Source organism: Serratia rubidaea, assembly GCF_016026735.1.
Lineage (GTDB): Bacteria > Pseudomonadota > Gammaproteobacteria > Enterobacterales > Enterobacteriaceae > Serratia_B > Serratia_B rubidaea.
In genome coordinates this window covers 3,896,784-3,913,857 of sequence record NZ_CP065640.1, presented here as the reverse complement: position 1 = coordinate 3,913,857, position 17,074 = coordinate 3,896,784, and the positions used below count along the sequence as shown (strand labels likewise).

Sequence of the window (17,074 nt, the reverse complement as noted above, 5' to 3'; positions counted from 1 at the left end):
CGGCAAACCCGAATTGAGGGTGACGCGCCCGTGACGGGCGCGTCGTGAGCGTCAGGCCTGCGGCGGCTTGTCGGCCGACGCCTGCTCTGCCTGCTCCTGCGCGGCTTTTTCCGCCGCTTCCTGCTCTTCCTTGATGCGCTGCCATTCAAACTGCTGCAGCAGATCGCGCGGACGCGTGCTGTCGACGTAGCTGTGCTCCGACGGGTTGATCAGGAAGCTGTAGTTGCGGGCAAACGGCACCGCAGCGGTGTTTACCGTCACCAGCGCGTCGCCGCACTGCACCTGATAGCAGTCGATATCCGCCCAGGCCCAGGCGTTGTGCAGCATCAGACGGCCCAGACAGGCGTCCAGATCGGCGGAGTAGTCGCAGACGATCACTTCACCGATGCACTCGCCGTTCAGCAGCACTTTATCGCCGCGCTGCGGCATCGGCTCGCTGCGGCCGGCGATGGTCATGCCGACGGCGCGCTGGGCGACGCCCTGTTCAACGCGCTCGCCGACGGCCTCCTGGCCGGTAAACTGATCTTTGTCGTAACGCACCGTCCACTGCATCTGCAGCTCGATCGGGCAGCGGCTGTAGTCGTTGAACAGCCCCGGCTCCCAGCACGGGTTCTCCAGACGGGCCAGGCGCTGATAGTCCAGACCGCCGGTGCGCAGGTCGAACTTCTCGCCGGCTTCCAGCAGCTGCTGCCAGACGTCGGCCAGTTCATCGCGCGGCCCCATCAGCTTGTAGGAGAACTCGCCGTGTTTGCCGCTGCGCAGCAGGATCAGTTCGTCAACGTGCATATGTTCCTGGAACGGCAGGCCGATCACGTCCATTCCGTACAGTTCCGCCAGCAGCTCCCAGGCGTACGGCCCTTCGAGGTGCAGCGTGCCCCAGTCCGGCGTCAGCGGCTCAATGGCCTCGATTTCATCGAACTCTTCCTCGTTGCCCGCCAGCTGGTCGCGCAGCAGCTGGCACAGGGCTTCGCCGCTCATCCACTCGGAAATCAGCAGGAAACGCTCATCATCGCAGGCGATGTACAGATCGCTGACGATCATGCCGTCCCGATCGAGGATCAGACTGTACATCGCCTGTTCGTCGCGGATGGAGGAAACGTCGCCGGCCACCACCTGGTTGAGCAGCGCCCAGGCGCTGTCGCCGCTGACGCTGGCGATGCCGAAGTGCGAGTAGTCGACCAGTAGAATGTTTTTGCGCAGCGCCTGATGCTCCGCCGCAGCGTCGAAGTAGCGCAGCGGGACGGCCACGCCGTTGCGTTCGCCCATGATGGCGCCATTTTGCTGATGAATATCGCTCAGTTTCATGCCTTCTCCGCCTCTTCTGCTGCCTTTTCTGCCGCCATTTCGCCCTGTTTGGCGATCACAAACGACGCCAGGGTATTCACACTGCGCATATAGGAAGGGTCGTCGCCCTCCTTCACCCGGATATTGAAGGTTTCATCGAGCAGTACGATCACCTCGGTGGCGTCCACCGAATCCAGCTTCAGCCCGCTGCCGAACAGCGGCGTATCGTCATCGATCTGTTGTACGTTCTGGTACAGGTTGAGACGTTCGATCAGCCCCGCCTTGATTTTTTCCAGTACCTGTTGTCGTTGTTCAATTACGGCGTTTAGCCCGGTGTTACTCATGGTGTTGCTTCCCCACGGTTAATTAATCTGGATGCCCTTGGCTTCCGCAATGCTGCGGTCGATGCGGAAATTGACGATGCGGCCGGCGCAGGCGATATGACGCCCGACGCGGGCTTCCACTTCGTAATGGTGGAAGCCGTTGGGATCGGCGAACGCCAGCTTGCTGTGCACTTCAATGGTGTCGCCCGGGTTGACCACATGGCGGTATTTGACGTCCTGCGACGCCAGAAAACCGATGATGCGGTGGCGCTCGGCCATCACCCGTTCGACCCCCTCGGCGTTGGCCAGCGAGCGCGCCACCTCATCGAACTTCTTCAGCGGCGTTGCGGTTTCCCGCTCATGGCGCTGGCAGTAATCGCACAGCAGGCTGAAATATTCGCTGGCCTGGCCGAAAATCTCAGCGATCAGCACGCCCGGCATCACCGGGTTATCCGGGAAGTGGCCTGGAATATAGGGTTCATTAAAGGTGACGTGCTTGATCACGGTGATCGAGCCTTTCTCGCCGGGGGTAAAATCCACGATGCGATCGACCATGAAGATCGGTGCGCGCCAGGCGCCCATCCGTAGCAGCACCGAAGGGGTAACCAGACTTTTGTTATAGTTAGCCATGCGACTTTCCTGTCAATTAACGCATAATCAGGCCGCCATCGGCGATCAGGGTCTGACCGACGATGTAGCTGGATGCGTCCGAGCTCAAAAACGCCACCACGTTGGCAATCTCGTCCACATGACCAAGACGCTTGAGTGGAATGGCGGACATCACGTTGCGCACAATCTGGCGCGGAACTTTCTTCACCATGCGCGATTCGATCATCCCCGGCGCCACCGCGTTCACGCGCACCCCTTTGCTGGCCATCTCGGCGGCCAGCGTGCGGGTAAAGCCGACGATGCCGGCCTTGGCCGCGCTGTAGTTGGTCTGGCCAAAGCTGGAGGTGACGCCGGATACCGACGAAATATTGACGATCGCCGCCTGACGCGCGAGGCGCAGCAGGCGCATACACTGCTTGGTCATATTAAAGGTGCCGTACAGGTTGACCTTGATGACCTGATCGAACTCCTCAAAGCTCAGGGCGCTGAATAAATTATCTTTATAAATACCGGCATTATTAATTAATACATGAATAGAACCGGCTTCAGCATCCAGCGTATTCACCAACTCATCGACGGATTGAATATCCGACACATTGCACTGGTGAATATTTAACGCCTGGCCCTGCGGGTGTTTGGCCTTTAATTTTTCCAGACCGCTAACGTCGTTATGGTAAATTGCATACACCGTTGCGCCCTGTTCAAGATATTTCTTGCATATAGCCAGACCAATATCTCCACTTGCGCCGGTAACCAGCACATTTTTCCCGTTTAAATCAGGATATATCGCCATAAATAATCCTTTATATTAACACGTCAACTAAATGCCGCCGCGGCAATAGCATGCGTACGGCAATGTGAAATACTCAGCGTAGATTGCGCCAGGCCGCGCGCTTTCATCAGGCGGGCAAACTCACCGGAGAAGAAATAAAAGGGCCGGCCTAATTCATCGTGGCGCACTTCAATGTCATGGAAGGCAATACCAAGGCGGAAGCCGGTGCCCAGCGCCTTCACCGCGGCCTCCTTGGCCGCCCAAAAGCCCGCAACGCGCTCGCAGTTGTGCGTAATGTCGCCCAGCTCACGCCGTTCATCATCGGTTAAAAGGCGGTGCAGTAATTTATCTCCGCTGCGCGTTATTGCCGTTGCGACACGATCTATATCTATAATATCGACACCAAGATTCACTCTGACTTTATCCTTAGTCATTAAATCCAAAAAATTATTGCCCGACGAATGCGGACAATATTTAACGGTAGGAATGAAGAATATCCATTCCTGAAGGCTGAGTGCGATTTTCATTGAGTAAATACGGCGGGATTCCATCCGCGTCTGATGGAGAATGTTAGCGCATGTTATTTCAAACAATCAACAAAGCACCAAATAAAAAGAGCTGACCATATCAAATTGGAGCTTTAACCTGAATTTCAAATTAAAATCAAAACATAAATGTTAAATAAAAATAAAATACAACATAAAAAACCATAAAAATAATTTTATGTGACATTTCATGCCTTGAGAATCTTCCTTGCGCGTTAAAAACCTCCTACGTCGGCAGGAATATTTTTTGATAATGAGTGAGAAATTACCCAGAAATTGATTATAAATATAAAAACCAGCCAATAATTCGGCTGGCTTAATGTTTTATTGCAGCGAATAAATAATAAAGCCACACTCACGCCATCCCTGATGCCGGATGGCGTGACGCGCGGTGAACCTTACTTCGCCAGCTGGGTGGAGTAGTTGGCCGGCACCCAGCGATAGCCGTTGCCCTCACGCTGCACGTGCCCCAGCCCCGGGAAGGAAATATGCGCGGCGGCAACCCAGAAGCCCTCTTTCGCCGCCTGCGCCAGGATGCGTTCGCGCGTGGATATCGCCTGCCGCCGGTCGACGTCAAAGTGAATCGCCACCTGCGGCTCCGGCATCTGCACCGCTTTGGCATGGATAATATCGCCCCACAGCACCAGCGTCTGCCCTTCGCTCTCCACGCGGTAGGTAACGCTGCCCGGCGTATGGCCGTAGGCCGCCTGCGCCTGAATGCCCAGCGGCAGCCGCGCCGGAGCGCTGAAGGTTTTCAACTTGCCGGCGGCGATCAGCGGGTTAAGCGCATCGGCGGATTCTTTAAAGGTGTGTCGCTGGCTCTCTTCCACCTTGCTTTGGTTGGCATCGTTCAGCCAGAAGTCCGGATCGCGCTTATCGACATAGACATCCGCATTGGGGAACGTCGGTTTGCCCTGCTGTGACACGCCGCCGGAGTGGTCGCCGTGCACGTGCGTCAGCAGCACCGCATTGATGCTGTCAGCCGGGTAGCCCGCCGCACGCAGGTTTTCCAGCAGGTGGCCGCCATTATTGCCAAACAGCTGGCCGGCGCCGGTATCCACCAGCACCCGCTGCTTGCCGTCGTCAATCACGAAGGTGTTGAGCGAGGTTTCCGCCTGCGGCGTCATTGCATCTTCCGCCATACGGCGCTGCAGCGTTTCCTTGTCAATCGGCACCAGCAGCTGATCGAGCGGAATGGTCACCGTACCGTCAGACACTGCGGTAACCGTCAGTTTGCCCAGCGTCATGCGGTAATACCCCGGCGCCTGCCGTGTGGTATCAGCGGCCTGCGCCGCAGCGGTGGTCATCAACAGGCCGGCGGCCAGCACTAAATGTCGTTTCATAGCTTCCCCATATGATATTTAACGTCGTCTTTAACGCTGGCAGAGATTATTGTATTGTCCAATAACATCATTCAAATTGATTGGGCTGATTGTGAACATCAGAGAAAATGATTTTAATCGTATCGATCTGAATTTACTGACGGTATTGCTGGTGCTGTACCGTGAACGCAGCGTGACGCGCGCGGCGCAAAAGCTGTTTCTGGGGCAGCCGGCGGTCAGCGGCGCACTGGCGCGCCTGCGTGAGATGTTTAACGATCCGCTGTTTGTCCGTTCGGCCAAAGGCATGGAGCCGACGCCGCGCGCCGTGTCGCTGGTGGCGGAGCTGGCGCCGCTGATGGAAAATATGCAGCAGGTGCTGTTTCAGCAGCCGGAGTTCTCTCCCGCCCGCGCCCGGCAAACCTTTCGCCTGGGCGTGACCGACTGGGTGGAGAGCTGGCTGATCCCGCCGCTGTATCAGTTTCTGCGCCGCCACGCCCCCGGCGTCCGTCTGCAGGTGACGGCGACCGATCCGTTTCAGGATGCCGCGCTGCTGATGCGCGACGAGATCGATTTGGCGATTTCGGTCGCGGTTGACGCACCGCACGCGGTGGTGCGCCAGGTGCTGACCACCATGGGTTACCAGACTTTCTGGCACCCGCAGCAACAGCAGCCGTCGACGCCGCTGACGCTGGAGGCCTATACCCGCGCCGACCATCTGCTGGTTTCCTACCTCGGCGCCGACAGCAGCCAGATCGATCGTCAGCTGGCCACGCTGGGTAAACGCCGCCGGGTGGTTTACACCACGCCGCACTTTGCCACGCTGCCGCTGCTGCTGCAGCGCAGTGCGGCCTTCGCCACCGTGCCCGCGGGGCTGGAGACAAACTGGCGACAGCATTACGGGCTGTGCGCCAGCCCGCCGCCGCTGGAGATCGCGCCGTTTGAGGTGGCGATGCTGTGGCACCGCCGTCGCGACCGCGAACCGGCGCTGCTGTGGCTGCGTCAGACGGTGAACACGCTGCTGGCGGAGGCCGGCCGCCGCGGCTGATAGCGTAAACAGACGGCGATTTTGCCCCGTTTTCCCCTCTTTGCTTTCCTTACGCGCGCATTACAGTGACCGTTGGTGTTGTAGCAAGTCTTACACAAGGTCTTTCTGAGCGTGACGAAACCTTTTTTACGCAGCGGCAGTCTGGATAGGCTGGTCGCGCTGGGGGAAAATGGCCAGCCCATTTATGCCCAGGCGCAGTCAATCCGCGAGGCGCTGCGCCTCAAACAGCAGCCGGCGATCGCAGATTGTCTGGCGATTCCGCAATTAAACGCCCAACAAGATCGCATCGATTGGTATGCGCCGTTCAGCGGCCAGGTGCGCCCGTGGTCCGCGGCCGACGATAATCAACGACGTGCGGCGCTGACGCAGCTGGACGCCTGCCTGACTGACGTTGAAGCGCTCAGCCGGCAGGCGGTGGCCGCGCCGCAGGCGGCCCTGCAGCGCTTCGGCGCCTTACTGCGCTACCTGCTGCGCTTTCCCGATATGCAGCACGTCTATCTGGTTGACGGCAAACCGGTGCTGACCTTCTGGGGGTTCAGCCATGCCGAGCAACGCAGCGACGACGATCCGTTCGCCTGCCTGCGCCCGGACGACGCCCCGCCGCCCGCCGTAGCGGCTCCCGCTGCCGCCACCGCACCCGACATGCCGGCTGCAGCGCCGATGGTTCCGCCCCAGCCGCGCGCCGCCGGCCGACGCCGGCTGCTGCTGCCGGCTATCGCCGTGGTGATGGCGACGCTGGCCTCGCTGGGCTGGCACTGGCGGCAGTCTACCCCCGCCGACACGCAGGCCGCCGCGCCCGTACCTGCGCCTGCGCCAGTGCGTCCGGCCGCGCCGCCGGCGCTCAAACCCCTGCCGCCGTTGCCGCTGGACAAGGCGACGCTGCTGCCTCCCCCCGCGCCGGTTACCGCGCCCGTCGCGCCGCCGGATGAGGGCAACGCGCTGATCATGCCAGCGGCGGCGGTGAAAGCCGGCTCTACCCGCTTTCTTAACGGGCAGTGGCGCGCCATGGCGGACGTCAAAACGCCGCTCACCGGCAGACTGCCCAGCCTGCTTTACCGGCTGCACAACGGCACAGGCAGCGTCACGCTCCGCCAGGCGGATAACGTGCGCTGTCAGGTCAATGTCGAAACCGGGCTGATGCCGTCCGGCAAGCTGGTGATCAACAGCCGCAGCAAAGCGCGCTGCAGCGACGGCTCCCGCTATCAGATGCCGGAAATCGTCTGTCTGCCGCAGGAAGAACGCCCCGCCGCATGTAGCGGCCGCTACGGCCCCGACACGCTTTATCCCATGACGATCACGCGCGAGAAAAAATAATGCTGGCGACGCTTCCCCATTACCCCGCTCAGGTTACGCTGGTGCAAAACAGCGGCGTACAGTTTCTGGACTTCGGCCTGCCGCCGGAGGAAACCACGCCGGCGCTGCCCGGCGCCTACGTGCGTAAAACCGCCAACGGCCCGCTGCTGCAGCTGCGCTTTGACCCAGCATCAGGCAAACATCTGTTGAACCATGACGACGGCGCGCCGCCGGAAACGGTGCGGCCGGAGCTGCGCCTGCCGTTCGAGCGTTCGCTGGCGCTGCTGGCGGAGCAGTGGCTGCCGCTGCCCTTTTTCCGTTTCAGTCAGGCGGGCGGATTTCTCAACGGCCCGGCAAACTGGGCGCGCATGCGTTTTACCCCGTTGACCCAGCCCGATGAGGACGGCTGCCTGTGGCGCATCACCCTGGCGTTTGATACCCAGCGGCAGGAGACGGATCCGCCGGCGCTGGCGCCGGACGCTAACGACGTCAGCGCCGGGCTGGCGTTCGCCCTGGCGCACCATAGCCGCGATCTCGATGAATTTCTCGATCAGACCTGGGTAGACGGCTGGCTGCGGGACGTGTTCCGCCAGCAGGCCGCGGCGCGTGAACGGCGCAGTGAAAACGCGCTGCATGGCGCGCTGAAGACGTTTGAATACCAGGCGCACTATCTGAACCTGCTGACGCTGCTGGGAGAGCGGCTGCGGCTGCCAACGATCCGCCTGATTGCCGACGGCCCGCAGGCGGCGCCGGTGCCGGTCGACCTGATCCTCGACGTCGGCAACTCCCACACCTGCGGCATAGTCGTCGAGCAGCATGCGCAAGAGCGCGACGGCCTGAAGCAGACCTGCGCGCTGCAACTGCGGGACTTCAGCCAGCCGCACCGGCTGCATCAGGCGCCGTTCGACAGCCGGCTGGAGTTTGCCCAGGCGTCGTTCGGGCCGGAGAATTACTCTTTCCAGAGCGGGCGCGAGCGGGCGTTCTGCTGGCCGTCGCTGGTGCGGGTCGGCGGCGAGGCCAGCCGGCTGGCGGCGCAGCGTCAGGGCGCCGAGGGCAGCACCGGCCTCTCCAGCCCGCGCCGCTACCTGTGGGACGAGCAACCTTATAGCCACGGCTGGCGCTTTAATCAGCCGCAGGAGCCGATGGCCGCCGCCGCGCCGCTGTCGTTGCTGCTGAACGATGAGGGGCAGCCGCTGTACACGCTGCCGCCGGCGCAGCGGCTGCCGGTCTTCAGCGCCCACTACAGCCGCAGCGCGCTGATGACCTTGATGCTGAGCGAGCTGCTGGCGCAGACGCTGATGCAGATCAACAGCGTGGCCCAGCGGCTGACCCAGCCGCACGGCAACGCGCCGCGGCGGCTGCGGCAGATTATCCTCACCCTGCCCGCCGCGATGCCGAAACCGGAGCGCGAACTGTTCCGCCGCCGCATGGGCGAAGCCGTCGTTCTGGTCTGGACGGCGCTCGGCTGGCAGGCCGACGACGCGCCGCCGCAGCCGGAGATCCAAATGGAGTGGGACGAGGCCACCTGCGGCCAGATGGTGTATCTGTACAACGAAACGCAGGTCAACTTCGCCGGCGACAGCAAAGCGTTTTTTGCCGCCATGGCGCGCCCGGATCGCCCCGCCGACCAGCGCGGCGCGGCGCTGCGCATCGCCTCCATTGATATCGGCGGCGGCACCAGCGATCTGTCGGTCACCCAGTTCTCGCTGGATGACGGCCTGGGACATAATGTAAAAATCATCCCGCAGCTGCTGTTCCGCGAAGGTTTCAAACTGGCGGGAGACGATATCCTGCTGGATGTGATCCAGCGCTATCTGCTGCCGGCGCTGCAGCAGACGTTGGAGCGGGCCGGCGTGGCGCACCCCGCCGCGCTGATGGACACGCTGTTCGGCAATCAGGGGCGGCTCGACGGCCTGTCGACGCGCCGCCAGCAAACGACGCTGCAGCTGTTTATGCCGCTCGGCCGGGCGATTCTGCAGGCCTACGAAGCGTACGATCCGCTGGACGCCGGCGCAGAGCTGGCGGCCACCTTTGGTGAGCTGCTGAGCCAGAGGCCGACCGACGGCGTACTGCACTTTATCAACGCGGAGGTTCAGCGCCAGCTTGGTTCTGACGCGCCGGCGTTCGACATTCTGCACACCCCGCTGCTGCTGCCGCTGCGCGATCTGCACGCGGCGTTTTTATCCGGACAGATCCGCATCGCCGCCTGCCTGCGCGCCCTTTGCGAAGTGGTGGCCCATTACGCCTGCGACGTGCTGTTGCTGACCGGCCGCCCCTGCCGGCTGCCGGGCGTACAGGCGCTGCTGCGCCACCTGCAGCCGCTGCCGGCGGGCCGCATGCTGTCGCTGGACGGCTATCACGCCAGTCAGTGGTATCCGTTTGCCCGCCACGGACGCATCGACACGCCGAAATCCACCGCGGCGGTCGGCGCCATGCTGTGCCTGCTGGCGCTGGACCTGCGCCTCGGCAGCTTTTACTTCAAGGCCGGCGATTTTCAGCCGTATTCCACCCTGCGCTACCTCGGCATGCTGGATGCCCGGCAGAGCCTCAGCGACGCTAACGTCTACTACCGCGATATCGATCTGGACCGCCGCGACTTCAGCCTGGATGCGCGCGCCTTTAGCCTGCGCGGCCCGCTGCGTCTGGGCTTCCGCCAACTGGATAATGAGCGCTGGCCCGCCTCGCCGCTGTATAGCCTGCAGATTGTCGATGCGCAGCTGGCGCGTCGGCTGGCCGGCAACGCGGTGCTGCAGGTGCAGCTGCAGGTCGCCGACGGCGAACGGTTCGAACTGGCGGCCGCCACGCTGGACGACGGCGAAACGGTGCCGCTGTCGCACCTGCAGCTGAGATTAAATACCCTGGCGGCCGGCGACGGCGCGGCAAACCATTACTGGATCGACAGCGGGAGCGTGTTTCAACCATGAATGCTATTTCTTTACCGGCACGCCGCCTGCAGGACGTTGCGCAACAGGCGCTCGACTGGCTGCAGGACGCGCGTCCTGATTCGGCGCGGCTGGCGGCGGAAGCGGAGAGTCTGGCGCTGCGCCTGCGCCGCTGCCGGCGCGACGCACGGCGGCTGGCCGCCGCCTTTGACGACCACTGCAGCCTGGGGATCTACGGCCATGCGCCGCAGGTAAAAACCGCGCTGCTGCGTCAGTTGGGCATAGCCCGGCTGCCCGTCGGGCAACCGGCGCTGACGCTGCGCTATCGCCGGACGCCGCAGCCGGCAACGCCCTGCCTGACGCTGCTGGAGGAGAGCGACCTCGCCGGGCTGCTGTTTTTCGCCGCCGGCGCGCTGCCGCCGGACCGCCAGCGGCTGGCGGCTGGCCTGTCCGCCCTGAGCCGTCAACCCGCTTCATCACCGTCGCCAAGCCTTGACGAAGACCGGCTGCTGACGCTGTGGGAGACTCTGAGCCATTACCAGCCGCAGATCGCCGACGATCCGTTCTGGCCAGCGGCGCTGACGCTGGCGCCGGGCCTGAGCATCGACCAGCGCACGACGCTGTTCGCCCCGCTGTGGGGGGAACGGCCGGCGTTCAGCGCGCTTTATCGCCGGCTGGCGCACCGGCTGCAGGATCTTGGCGGCCGCCGCTTTGCGCTGACGACGGACAGCGACGCGCTGAGCGCGGTGATCGACGGCTCAGCGGCGGAGTGGCTTAACGACGAAGATGCATGCTATACCGTACTGCAGCCGCTGTCGGGGGAACAGACGCCACAGCGCTGTTCGCAGGCGGAGCTGGCGCTGCTGGCGGCCGAGCTGACGCTGAGCACGCCGTCGGGCGACGACATCTTTAATCATCCCGTCGATCTGCTGGATATTCCCGGCGTCGACGCCGAATGTGAGCAGACGCTAACATCAATCCTGCTGTCTGCCAAACGCCGCTGGCTGTTGCACCGCAGCGGCGATTGCAGTCAGCCCGATCTGCTGCTGGTCAGCAGTGCGGCGGCCGAGCGACAGGCGGTATTACCGGCCGCTAAAGCGCTCGCCCGCTGGCAGCGCGTGCAGCAGGGCTGCCTGCCGGCCCCGGCGGACAAACCGGATGTTATCTGGCTGCTCACCGCACGCAGCGACGCCGCACAGGCGTATGAAGCCGCCGTACAGCGCCATATCGGCCTGCCGGGCGTCCACTGGGGCACGCTGCTGGCGCAGGATGCGCAAGACACCCGACGCATGCTGGATTACCTGACGACGGCGATCGATCGTCACGCCCGCCAGCGGCGGCTGGACGACCAGCGGCAGGCGCTGCTTGATATTCTGACGAAAACGGTGCTGGGCGACTGGCTGCCGACGGCGGACGGCGATGAACACCGGCAACAAGAGCAGATCGCCCGGCGTCTGCTGCAGACGCTGCAGGCGCGCACCGGGACGCACGGCGATCTGCTGCAACAACTGCTGCCGCCGCAGGAAGCGCTGCTGCATCTCTATCAGCAGCCGGCGCCGCTGGCCGGCGATCGGCCGCTCGGGATCGGCATCGAGCTGGATCTGCTGGCGCCCTTGGCCGCCGGCGGCGATAGCTCCCCGCCGGCGTCATCTTTTGCCGACGCTGTGCTGCGCCTGTGGCTGGCGCACCTGCGCCGTCTGGCGGATAACCGCGCGCTGCAACGGCAGCTGGATATCGACGGCCGCTGCCTGAACCTGCTGGCCGATACGCTGATTAACGCCGCCTGGCGGCTGGGCATCGACCGCCAGCTGCGCGACGCGCTGGCGACGGACAGCGGCAATGCACAGCGGCAAACCTCGCTGGCGCTCGGCGTGCTCGGCGACTTTGTCGCCTGGCTGGGCTTTCAGCAATGCCCGCCGCCTCAGCGCCCCGCCAGCCGCATCCATCAGGGACAGCCGATTTTTGTCTCCCCGCATGCATCGTCCGGCGATCCGGCGACGTCGCGCCTGACCCGGCTGGCAACCGCGCCGGTCAATAACGCCGCTTTCTATGTCTATGACTGGCTGGTGGGATTGCAGACGCTGGCGGAAGACAACGCCGGCCAGCGCGCGGCCGCCAGCCTGCCGACGCGGCAGCAGCAGCGTCTGGCGCACATTGTGGCGGCGCTGGATGATGACGGATTGACGGGGGAGTAACCGGCAGACGGTGAAGAAAAAGTCGTATCAATACAGGATATAAAGCAATATGGGGCCGCAGCCCCATAGCGGGAACGATCAGTAACGATCGACGCTGACAATCTGCTCCAGCGGCAGTTTGCCGATGCGCGGATAAGGCTGGCTGATGCCCTTGCCGATCGCCACCATCAGGGCGATCTGGTAATGATCCGGCTTATTGACGACCTTGCCGACCGCCTCAAAATCGAAGCCGTCCATCGGGCAGGAGTCATAGCCCTGCGCCTGGGCGGCCAGCATCAGCGTCTGGGCGAAAATGCCGCTGCTGCGCATGATTTCATCGCGCTGCACCTGCGGCTTGTCACGGTAATACTGGTCAATCGCCGGATAGATAAACTGCTGCACCGGCTCCGCCGCCTCGCCCCAGATGTTTTGCACCTGTGATTCCCAGCTGGACAGGTCGCCGCACAGCAGCACCAGCATGGAAGCATCGGTCACCTGCGCCTGATCCCAGGCCAGTTCGCGGATCGCCGCACGCTGAGCGGCATCTTCCACCAGCAGCGGACGCCAGTGCTGCAGGTTAAATGCGCTCGGCGCATTTTGCAGCGCGATATTCAGCAGCGCCTTTTTCTCATCCAGCGTCATCACATGCTGGCTGTCGAACTGTTTGGTCGCCCGGCGTTGGGCAATTGCGTCAAGCGTATTCATCCGTAACCTCATTGAATTTATATGTAACGTCGCTGCTATTCTCAGAATATTTCATCGCATGTCCAGCCCGCGCCGTGCCGGTGAGCACGTTTTGTCAGGTTCCCTGCCGCAGATAGGCGGCCATTTCGTCCTCCGGCACCATCCCGCCGCCGGTGGCCCACACCACGTGGCTGGCGTTTGCCATCTGCTGCTCACTCAAACCTTGCTGCGCCTGCCACTGCGGGTTAGCAACCACTCTCCACGGCCCCGGCATGCCGGCCAGCGCCGAAGGCTCCAGCCGGATCTGCTCATGCCGATCCAGCAGCGCCAGCAGCTGGTACATCTCCTCATCGCTCAGGGTATAAAAACCGTCCAGCAGGCGCTCCATCGCCCGGCCGACAAAGCCGGAAGGCCGCCCCACCGCCAGGCCGTCCGCCGCCGTCAGGTTATCGATGCCGATATCCTGCACTGCTATCGCGTCGTGCAGGCCGGTATGCACGCCCAACAGCATGCAGGGGGAATGGGTCGGTTCGGCGAACAGGCAGTGAACATGGTCGCCGAAGGCCAGCTTCAGGCCGAACGCGACGCCGCCCGGCCCGCCGCCCACGCCGCACGGCAGATAGACAAACAGCGGATGCTGCTCATCCACCACGATGCCCTGCCGCTCGCACTGCTGCTTCAGCCGGCCGCCGGCCACCGCGTAGCCGAGAAACAGCGTTTTTGAATTTTCATCGTCGATAAAGAAGCAGTGCGGATCCGCCGCCGCCTGCTGCCGCCCCTGCTCTACCGCCACGCCGTAATCTTCTGCATATTCGATGACGTTCCCCCCATTTTCCCGCAGCTTCTGCTTTTTCCAGCCGCGGGCGTCGGCGGACATATGCACGCTGACGTTAAAGCCCAGTTTGGCGCTGATAATGCCGATCGACAGCCCCAGATTGCCGGTCGAACCGACGGCGATGCGGTAGCGGCTGAAGAACGCGCGGAATTCGTCGGAAAACAGGCGCGCATAGTCATCTTCCGGCTGCAGCAGGCCGGCGCCCATCGCCAGCATTTCCGCGTGGGTCAGCACTTCATAAATACCGCCGCGCGCTTTGATTGAACCGGAGATCGGCAGATGGCTGTCTTTTTTCAGCCACAGCCGTCCCGTCAGAGCGCGGCCATAACGGTCGTTCAGCGCCTGCCGCATGGCGTCGATCGCCACCAGTTCCGATTCAATCACCCCGCCCGTCGCGCGGGTTTCCGGGAAGGCTGCGCTCAGATAGGGCGCAAAACGCGCCAGACGCTGCTCCGCCTGCGCCACGTCCTCGCGCCCCAGGCCGACAAACGGCAGTCCCTGCGCCAGCGTGGTGGCGCGCGGGTTAAACCAGGTGAGCGGTTCCAGAGCCTGCAGTCTGGCGACCAGCGGATAGTCGGCGATTAACGCGTTAAGTTGTTGCGGAGTCATGGCATCAGGCCTCTTGGGTGGGTAGGTCGACAGCATGCCATAAACCACGTGGAAACATCACTCAGACGATAAGCGCTTTATGCATCTATCACGTCGCCGGCCGTTTGATTTTTTTAGCGTCGGCAATCGCGTCCGCCAGCCGATTCAAAATATTATCCACGTCTTGTGCGCCGATAATCAGCGGCGGCAGGAAGCGTAATACCGCAGCGTGGCGGCCGCCGGTTTCCAACAGCATGCCGCGCTGGAAAGCCGCCTCTTTAATCCTGCGCGCCAGTTCGCCGTTACGCTGGCCGCCAAATTCGCCATGGGGATGGATGATTTCAACGCCTAACATCAGCCCGCGGCCGCGAATATCGCCGAACTCCGGGTGCAACGCGGCCAACGCATGCAGTCCCGCCGACAGTTTTTCCCCCATATTGCGCGCATGGTCATCCAGCCTATCGCGCTGCAGGATTTCCATGGTCTTTTCACCGGCCGCCATGGCGATCTGGTTGCCGCGGAAGGTGCCATCGTGGATCCCTTTGGGCCAGACATCCAACGCCTGGTCATACACAATCAACGACAGCGGGTAGCCGCCGCCGACGGCTTTTGACAAGATCAGCACGTCAGGAACAATACCCGCCTGCTGGAACGCAAACATGCTGCCCGTGCGGCACAGACCGGTCTGTACTTCATCAATAATCAGCGGAATTTGGTGCTGCTGCGTCAGTTCGCGTAACGCGCGCAGCCACTCTGCAGACGCCGGAATACAGCCGCCCTCGCCCTGTACGATTTCAACCAGTACGCCGGCCGGTTTGGCGACGCCGCTTTCCGGATCGTCGAGAAGATTTTTCAGGTAATCGATGGAGAGTTGGTCGGTCTCTTGACCGTCAGTACCGAAGGGACAGCGGTAGCGATACGGGAAAGGCGCAAAATGAATATGCTCGGCGCCGACGCCGGCATTCACTTTGGAAAACAGATTGCCCATCGCCGCCAACGCGCCCCGCGTCATGCCGTGATAGGCGCCGTGAAAAGCGACGATCGGCTGACGCTGGGTGGCAAAACGCACCAGTTTCATCGCCGCTTCAACGGCGTCTGCACCACAAGGGCTACAAAAATGAATTTTCGCGCGCTGGGCAAACGTCGGCGGCAAAAGATTAAACAGCCGGTTGATAAACTGATGTTTGGCCGGCGTGGTGAGATCCAGCACCTGCTGCACATGGCCGGAGGCAAGAAAATTCAGCAATGCCTGTTTAACCTCAGGATGGTTATGGCCTAATGACAGCGCCCCCGCACAAGACAGGCAGTCAATATACTTTTTGCCCGTATGATCCTGCAGCCAGATCCCTTCCCCTGATGTAAACAAGGTGGGAAAGGTTACCGCGTAATTCCGTGCGTTGGATTCCCTTTGCGTCACCGCTTCAAACTCATGCATAGTCTCTCCTGAAAATCAGATAAAATTAATTAACGATTAGAATCAATGAGATAAGACAAGCTCATACTGTACTAAGGAAAGAGAGATAAGCTTTGTTTATAAATCGCCAATAGTCAATTTATGCTAATGTTTGCCACTTGATTAAATATCGCCATTTTAATATTAAATATCGCGATAATTAAAAAGTAAGGAATAACACACCAGAACAAATAAAATAAGCAGAGGGATATATGAAATAAAAGAATGGGAGAGATAATTACAGATAAGGTTTTTTACTTAACAATATTCCGCTATCAATCAACAATCTGTCTGGAAAATAGTTTGCCCGTCACTCCGGGGGCGTTTTCCCTCCCCGCGGCGGAGAGGGAAAACGTCGTAGCTGCTTTACCCTTGATGATTAGCCGCCGCCTCCAGCGCGGCGATGTCGATTTTACCCATTTTCAGCATTGCTTCGGCCACGCGCTGCGCTCTGGCCCGATCGTCGCCGCGGATCAGCTCGCCCAGCCGTTTCGGCACCACCTGCCAGCTGATGCCCCAGCGGTCCTGCAGCCAGCCGCAGGGTTCGGTCTTGCCGCCTTCGCTGAGCGCCGCCCACAGGCGATCGACCTCAGCCTGATCGTCGCATTCGGCGGCAATCGCAAAGCGGTGGGTAAAGGGATCCATCGGGTGAGCCTCAAACGCCAGATAACGCTGGTCACCCAGGATAAAGCCGGCCATTTTGACGCTGCCCGCCGGGCCGGACGGTGAATCCGCGGGCAACGTTGAATGCCATTCCAGCTTCGAGCCGGGAAACAGCGCGATATAGCAGGTCAGCGCTTCTTCCATCTCTTGCGCAAACCACAGTTGCTGCCTGATGATGGCCATAGCGCCCTCCTTTACTCATCGAGCAGCGTGGAAAAACCGCCGAAAATCATCCGCGCACCGTCAAAGGGCATCTCGTTGCCGAACTCCTGCATGCGCGGGTCGCTGCGCATCTTGCCGTTCGCCTCGTCGCGCACCTGTTTGGACGGATACTCAATCCAGCTGAATACCACCACCTCGTCAGCCGTGGCCTTCACCGCGCCGCGAAAATCGGTGACTTTACCGTCGGGTACGTCGTCCCCCCAACACTCCACCACGCGGGTGGCGCCGAACTCCTTAAACAGCGGCGCGGCTTTCGCCGCGAGCGCCCGGTACGCCTCCTGATTGGCGGCGGGCACCGCCACCACAAAACCGTCTACATATTTCATGTTCAGGCTCCTCTGTCTTGTCAGACAGTCAGGTTGTTGACGGCGCCGGCGGAA

The 17,074-nt window shown here is 61.7% G+C and carries 15 protein-coding genes; 4 read left to right on the top strand and 11 right to left on the bottom strand.

Features of this window, described 5'->3' with window-relative positions:
* Positions 1-51: 51 nt before the first annotated feature.
* From I6G83_RS18355 to I6G83_RS18330, 6 genes are all read right to left on the bottom strand, one after another.
* Positions 52-1,305 carry an aminomethyltransferase family protein gene (locus I6G83_RS18355; RefSeq protein ID WP_054307336.1) on the bottom strand — a complete coding sequence of 418 codons (1,254 nt, stop codon included), beginning with the start codon at positions 1,303-1,305 and terminating at the stop codon, positions 52-54.
* Complete coding sequence (locus I6G83_RS18350) at positions 1,302-1,628, bottom strand: acyl carrier protein (protein WP_054307337.1); 327 nt, start codon at positions 1,626-1,628, stop codon at positions 1,302-1,304. Before I6G83_RS18350 ends, I6G83_RS18355 begins: the two co-directional genes overlap by 4 nt.
* Positions 1,629-1,646: 18 nt before the next feature.
* Entirely contained in the window at positions 1,647-2,237 is a 591-nt protein-coding gene (locus I6G83_RS18345; protein ID WP_054307338.1) for a 3-hydroxyacyl-ACP dehydratase FabZ family protein, read from the bottom strand.
* Positions 2,238-2,253: 16 nt separating this feature from the next.
* Positions 2,254-3,009, bottom strand: a complete 756-nt coding sequence (locus tag I6G83_RS18340; RefSeq protein WP_054307339.1) for an SDR family oxidoreductase — start codon at positions 3,007-3,009, stop codon at positions 2,254-2,256.
* Positions 3,010-3,032: 23 nt separating this feature from the next.
* The gene (gene acpS / locus I6G83_RS18335; RefSeq protein WP_225365808.1) at positions 3,033-3,515 is read right to left on the bottom strand and encodes a holo-ACP synthase; all 483 of its coding nucleotides are present in this window, start codon (positions 3,513-3,515) and stop codon (positions 3,033-3,035) included.
* A 416-nt stretch (positions 3,516-3,931) separates the two neighbouring features.
* Complete coding sequence (locus I6G83_RS18330; RefSeq protein WP_054307340.1) at positions 3,932-4,876, bottom strand: MBL fold metallo-hydrolase; 945 nt, start codon at positions 4,874-4,876, stop codon at positions 3,932-3,934.
* Positions 4,877-4,964: 88 nt separating this feature from the next.
* Here I6G83_RS18330 and I6G83_RS18325 point away from each other — a divergent pair, with 88 nt between their 5' ends.
* The 4 genes from I6G83_RS18325 (at position 4,965) to I6G83_RS18310 (ending at position 12,270) form a co-directional block, all read left to right on the top strand.
* Positions 4,965-5,900, top strand: a complete 936-nt coding sequence (locus I6G83_RS18325) for a LysR family transcriptional regulator (protein WP_054307343.1) — start codon at positions 4,965-4,967, stop codon at positions 5,898-5,900.
* 111 nt (positions 5,901-6,011) lie between these two features.
* Positions 6,012-7,214 (top strand): SrfA family protein, encoded by a 1,203-nt coding sequence (locus tag I6G83_RS18320; RefSeq protein WP_062778940.1) that lies wholly within the window; start codon positions 6,012-6,014, stop codon positions 7,212-7,214.
* Positions 7,214-10,117, top strand: a complete 2,904-nt coding sequence (locus tag I6G83_RS18315) for a virulence factor SrfB (protein ID WP_054306591.1) — start codon at positions 7,214-7,216, stop codon at positions 10,115-10,117. Before I6G83_RS18320 ends, I6G83_RS18315 begins: the two co-directional genes overlap by 1 nt.
* Positions 10,114-12,270 carry a virulence factor SrfC family protein gene (locus I6G83_RS18310; protein WP_062778943.1) on the top strand — a complete coding sequence of 719 codons (2,157 nt, stop codon included), beginning with the start codon at positions 10,114-10,116 and terminating at the stop codon, positions 12,268-12,270. The genes I6G83_RS18315 and I6G83_RS18310 overlap by 4 nt, the downstream gene beginning before the upstream one ends.
* A 78-nt stretch (positions 12,271-12,348) precedes the next feature.
* Here the strand turns inward: I6G83_RS18310 and I6G83_RS18305 are convergent, their stop codons facing one another.
* The 5 genes from I6G83_RS18305 to I6G83_RS18285 all read right to left on the bottom strand — a co-directional run bounded on the left by I6G83_RS18305 (position 12,349) and on the right by I6G83_RS18285 (position 17,020).
* On the bottom strand, positions 12,349-12,954 hold the full coding sequence (locus I6G83_RS18305) for a nitroreductase family protein (RefSeq protein ID WP_054305067.1): 606 nt from the start codon (positions 12,952-12,954) through the stop codon (positions 12,349-12,351).
* Between the two features lie 94 nt (positions 12,955-13,048).
* Positions 13,049-14,377: a D-serine ammonia-lyase gene (locus tag I6G83_RS18300; protein WP_054305066.1), complete on the bottom strand. Its 1,329-nt coding sequence runs from the start codon at positions 14,375-14,377 to the stop codon at positions 13,049-13,051.
* An 88-nt stretch (positions 14,378-14,465) separates the two neighbouring features.
* On the bottom strand, positions 14,466-15,791 hold the full coding sequence (locus I6G83_RS18295; protein ID WP_054305065.1) for a diaminobutyrate--2-oxoglutarate transaminase family protein: 1,326 nt from the start codon (positions 15,789-15,791) through the stop codon (positions 14,466-14,468).
* Between the two features lie 384 nt (positions 15,792-16,175).
* A complete protein-coding gene (locus I6G83_RS18290) occupies positions 16,176-16,655 on the bottom strand; it encodes a VOC family protein (protein ID WP_054305064.1) in 480 nt (159 codons plus the stop codon).
* A gap of 11 nt (positions 16,656-16,666) precedes the next feature.
* Positions 16,667-17,020 (bottom strand): DUF1428 domain-containing protein, encoded by a 354-nt coding sequence (locus I6G83_RS18285; protein WP_054305063.1) that lies wholly within the window; start codon positions 17,018-17,020, stop codon positions 16,667-16,669.
* Between the last annotated feature and the right edge of the window lie 54 nt (positions 17,021-17,074).

Coding starts and splice junctions, on each gene's coding strand:
- I6G83_RS18340 (WP_054307339.1), bottom strand. CDS start 3,009: ATGGCGATATATCCTGATTTAAACGGGAAAAATGTGCTGGTTACCGGC.
- I6G83_RS18285 (WP_054305063.1), bottom strand. CDS start 17,020: ATGAAATATGTAGACGGTTTTGTGGTGGCGGTGCCCGCCGCCAATCAG.
- I6G83_RS18345 (WP_054307338.1), bottom strand. CDS start 2,237: ATGGCTAACTATAACAAAAGTCTGGTTACCCCTTCGGTGCTGCTACGG.
- I6G83_RS18330 (WP_054307340.1), bottom strand. CDS start 4,876: ATGAAACGACATTTAGTGCTGGCCGCCGGCCTGTTGATGACCACCGCT.
- I6G83_RS18310 (WP_062778943.1), top strand. CDS start 10,114: ATGAATGCTATTTCTTTACCGGCACGCCGCCTGCAGGACGTTGCGCAA.
- I6G83_RS18295 (WP_054305065.1), bottom strand. CDS start 15,791: ATGCATGAGTTTGAAGCGGTGACGCAAAGGGAATCCAACGCACGGAAT.
- I6G83_RS18355 (WP_054307336.1), bottom strand. CDS start 1,305: ATGAAACTGAGCGATATTCATCAGCAAAATGGCGCCATCATGGGCGAA.
- I6G83_RS18350 (WP_054307337.1), bottom strand. CDS start 1,628: ATGAGTAACACCGGGCTAAACGCCGTAATTGAACAACGACAACAGGTA.
- I6G83_RS18315 (WP_054306591.1), top strand. CDS start 7,214: ATGCTGGCGACGCTTCCCCATTACCCCGCTCAGGTTACGCTGGTGCAA.
- I6G83_RS18290 (WP_054305064.1), bottom strand. CDS start 16,655: ATGGCCATCATCAGGCAGCAACTGTGGTTTGCGCAAGAGATGGAAGAA.
- I6G83_RS18300 (WP_054305066.1), bottom strand. CDS start 14,377: ATGACTCCGCAACAACTTAACGCGTTAATCGCCGACTATCCGCTGGTC.
- acpS (WP_225365808.1), bottom strand. CDS start 3,515: ATGAAAATCGCACTCAGCCTTCAGGAATGGATATTCTTCATTCCTACC.
- I6G83_RS18305 (WP_054305067.1), bottom strand. CDS start 12,954: ATGAATACGCTTGACGCAATTGCCCAACGCCGGGCGACCAAACAGTTC.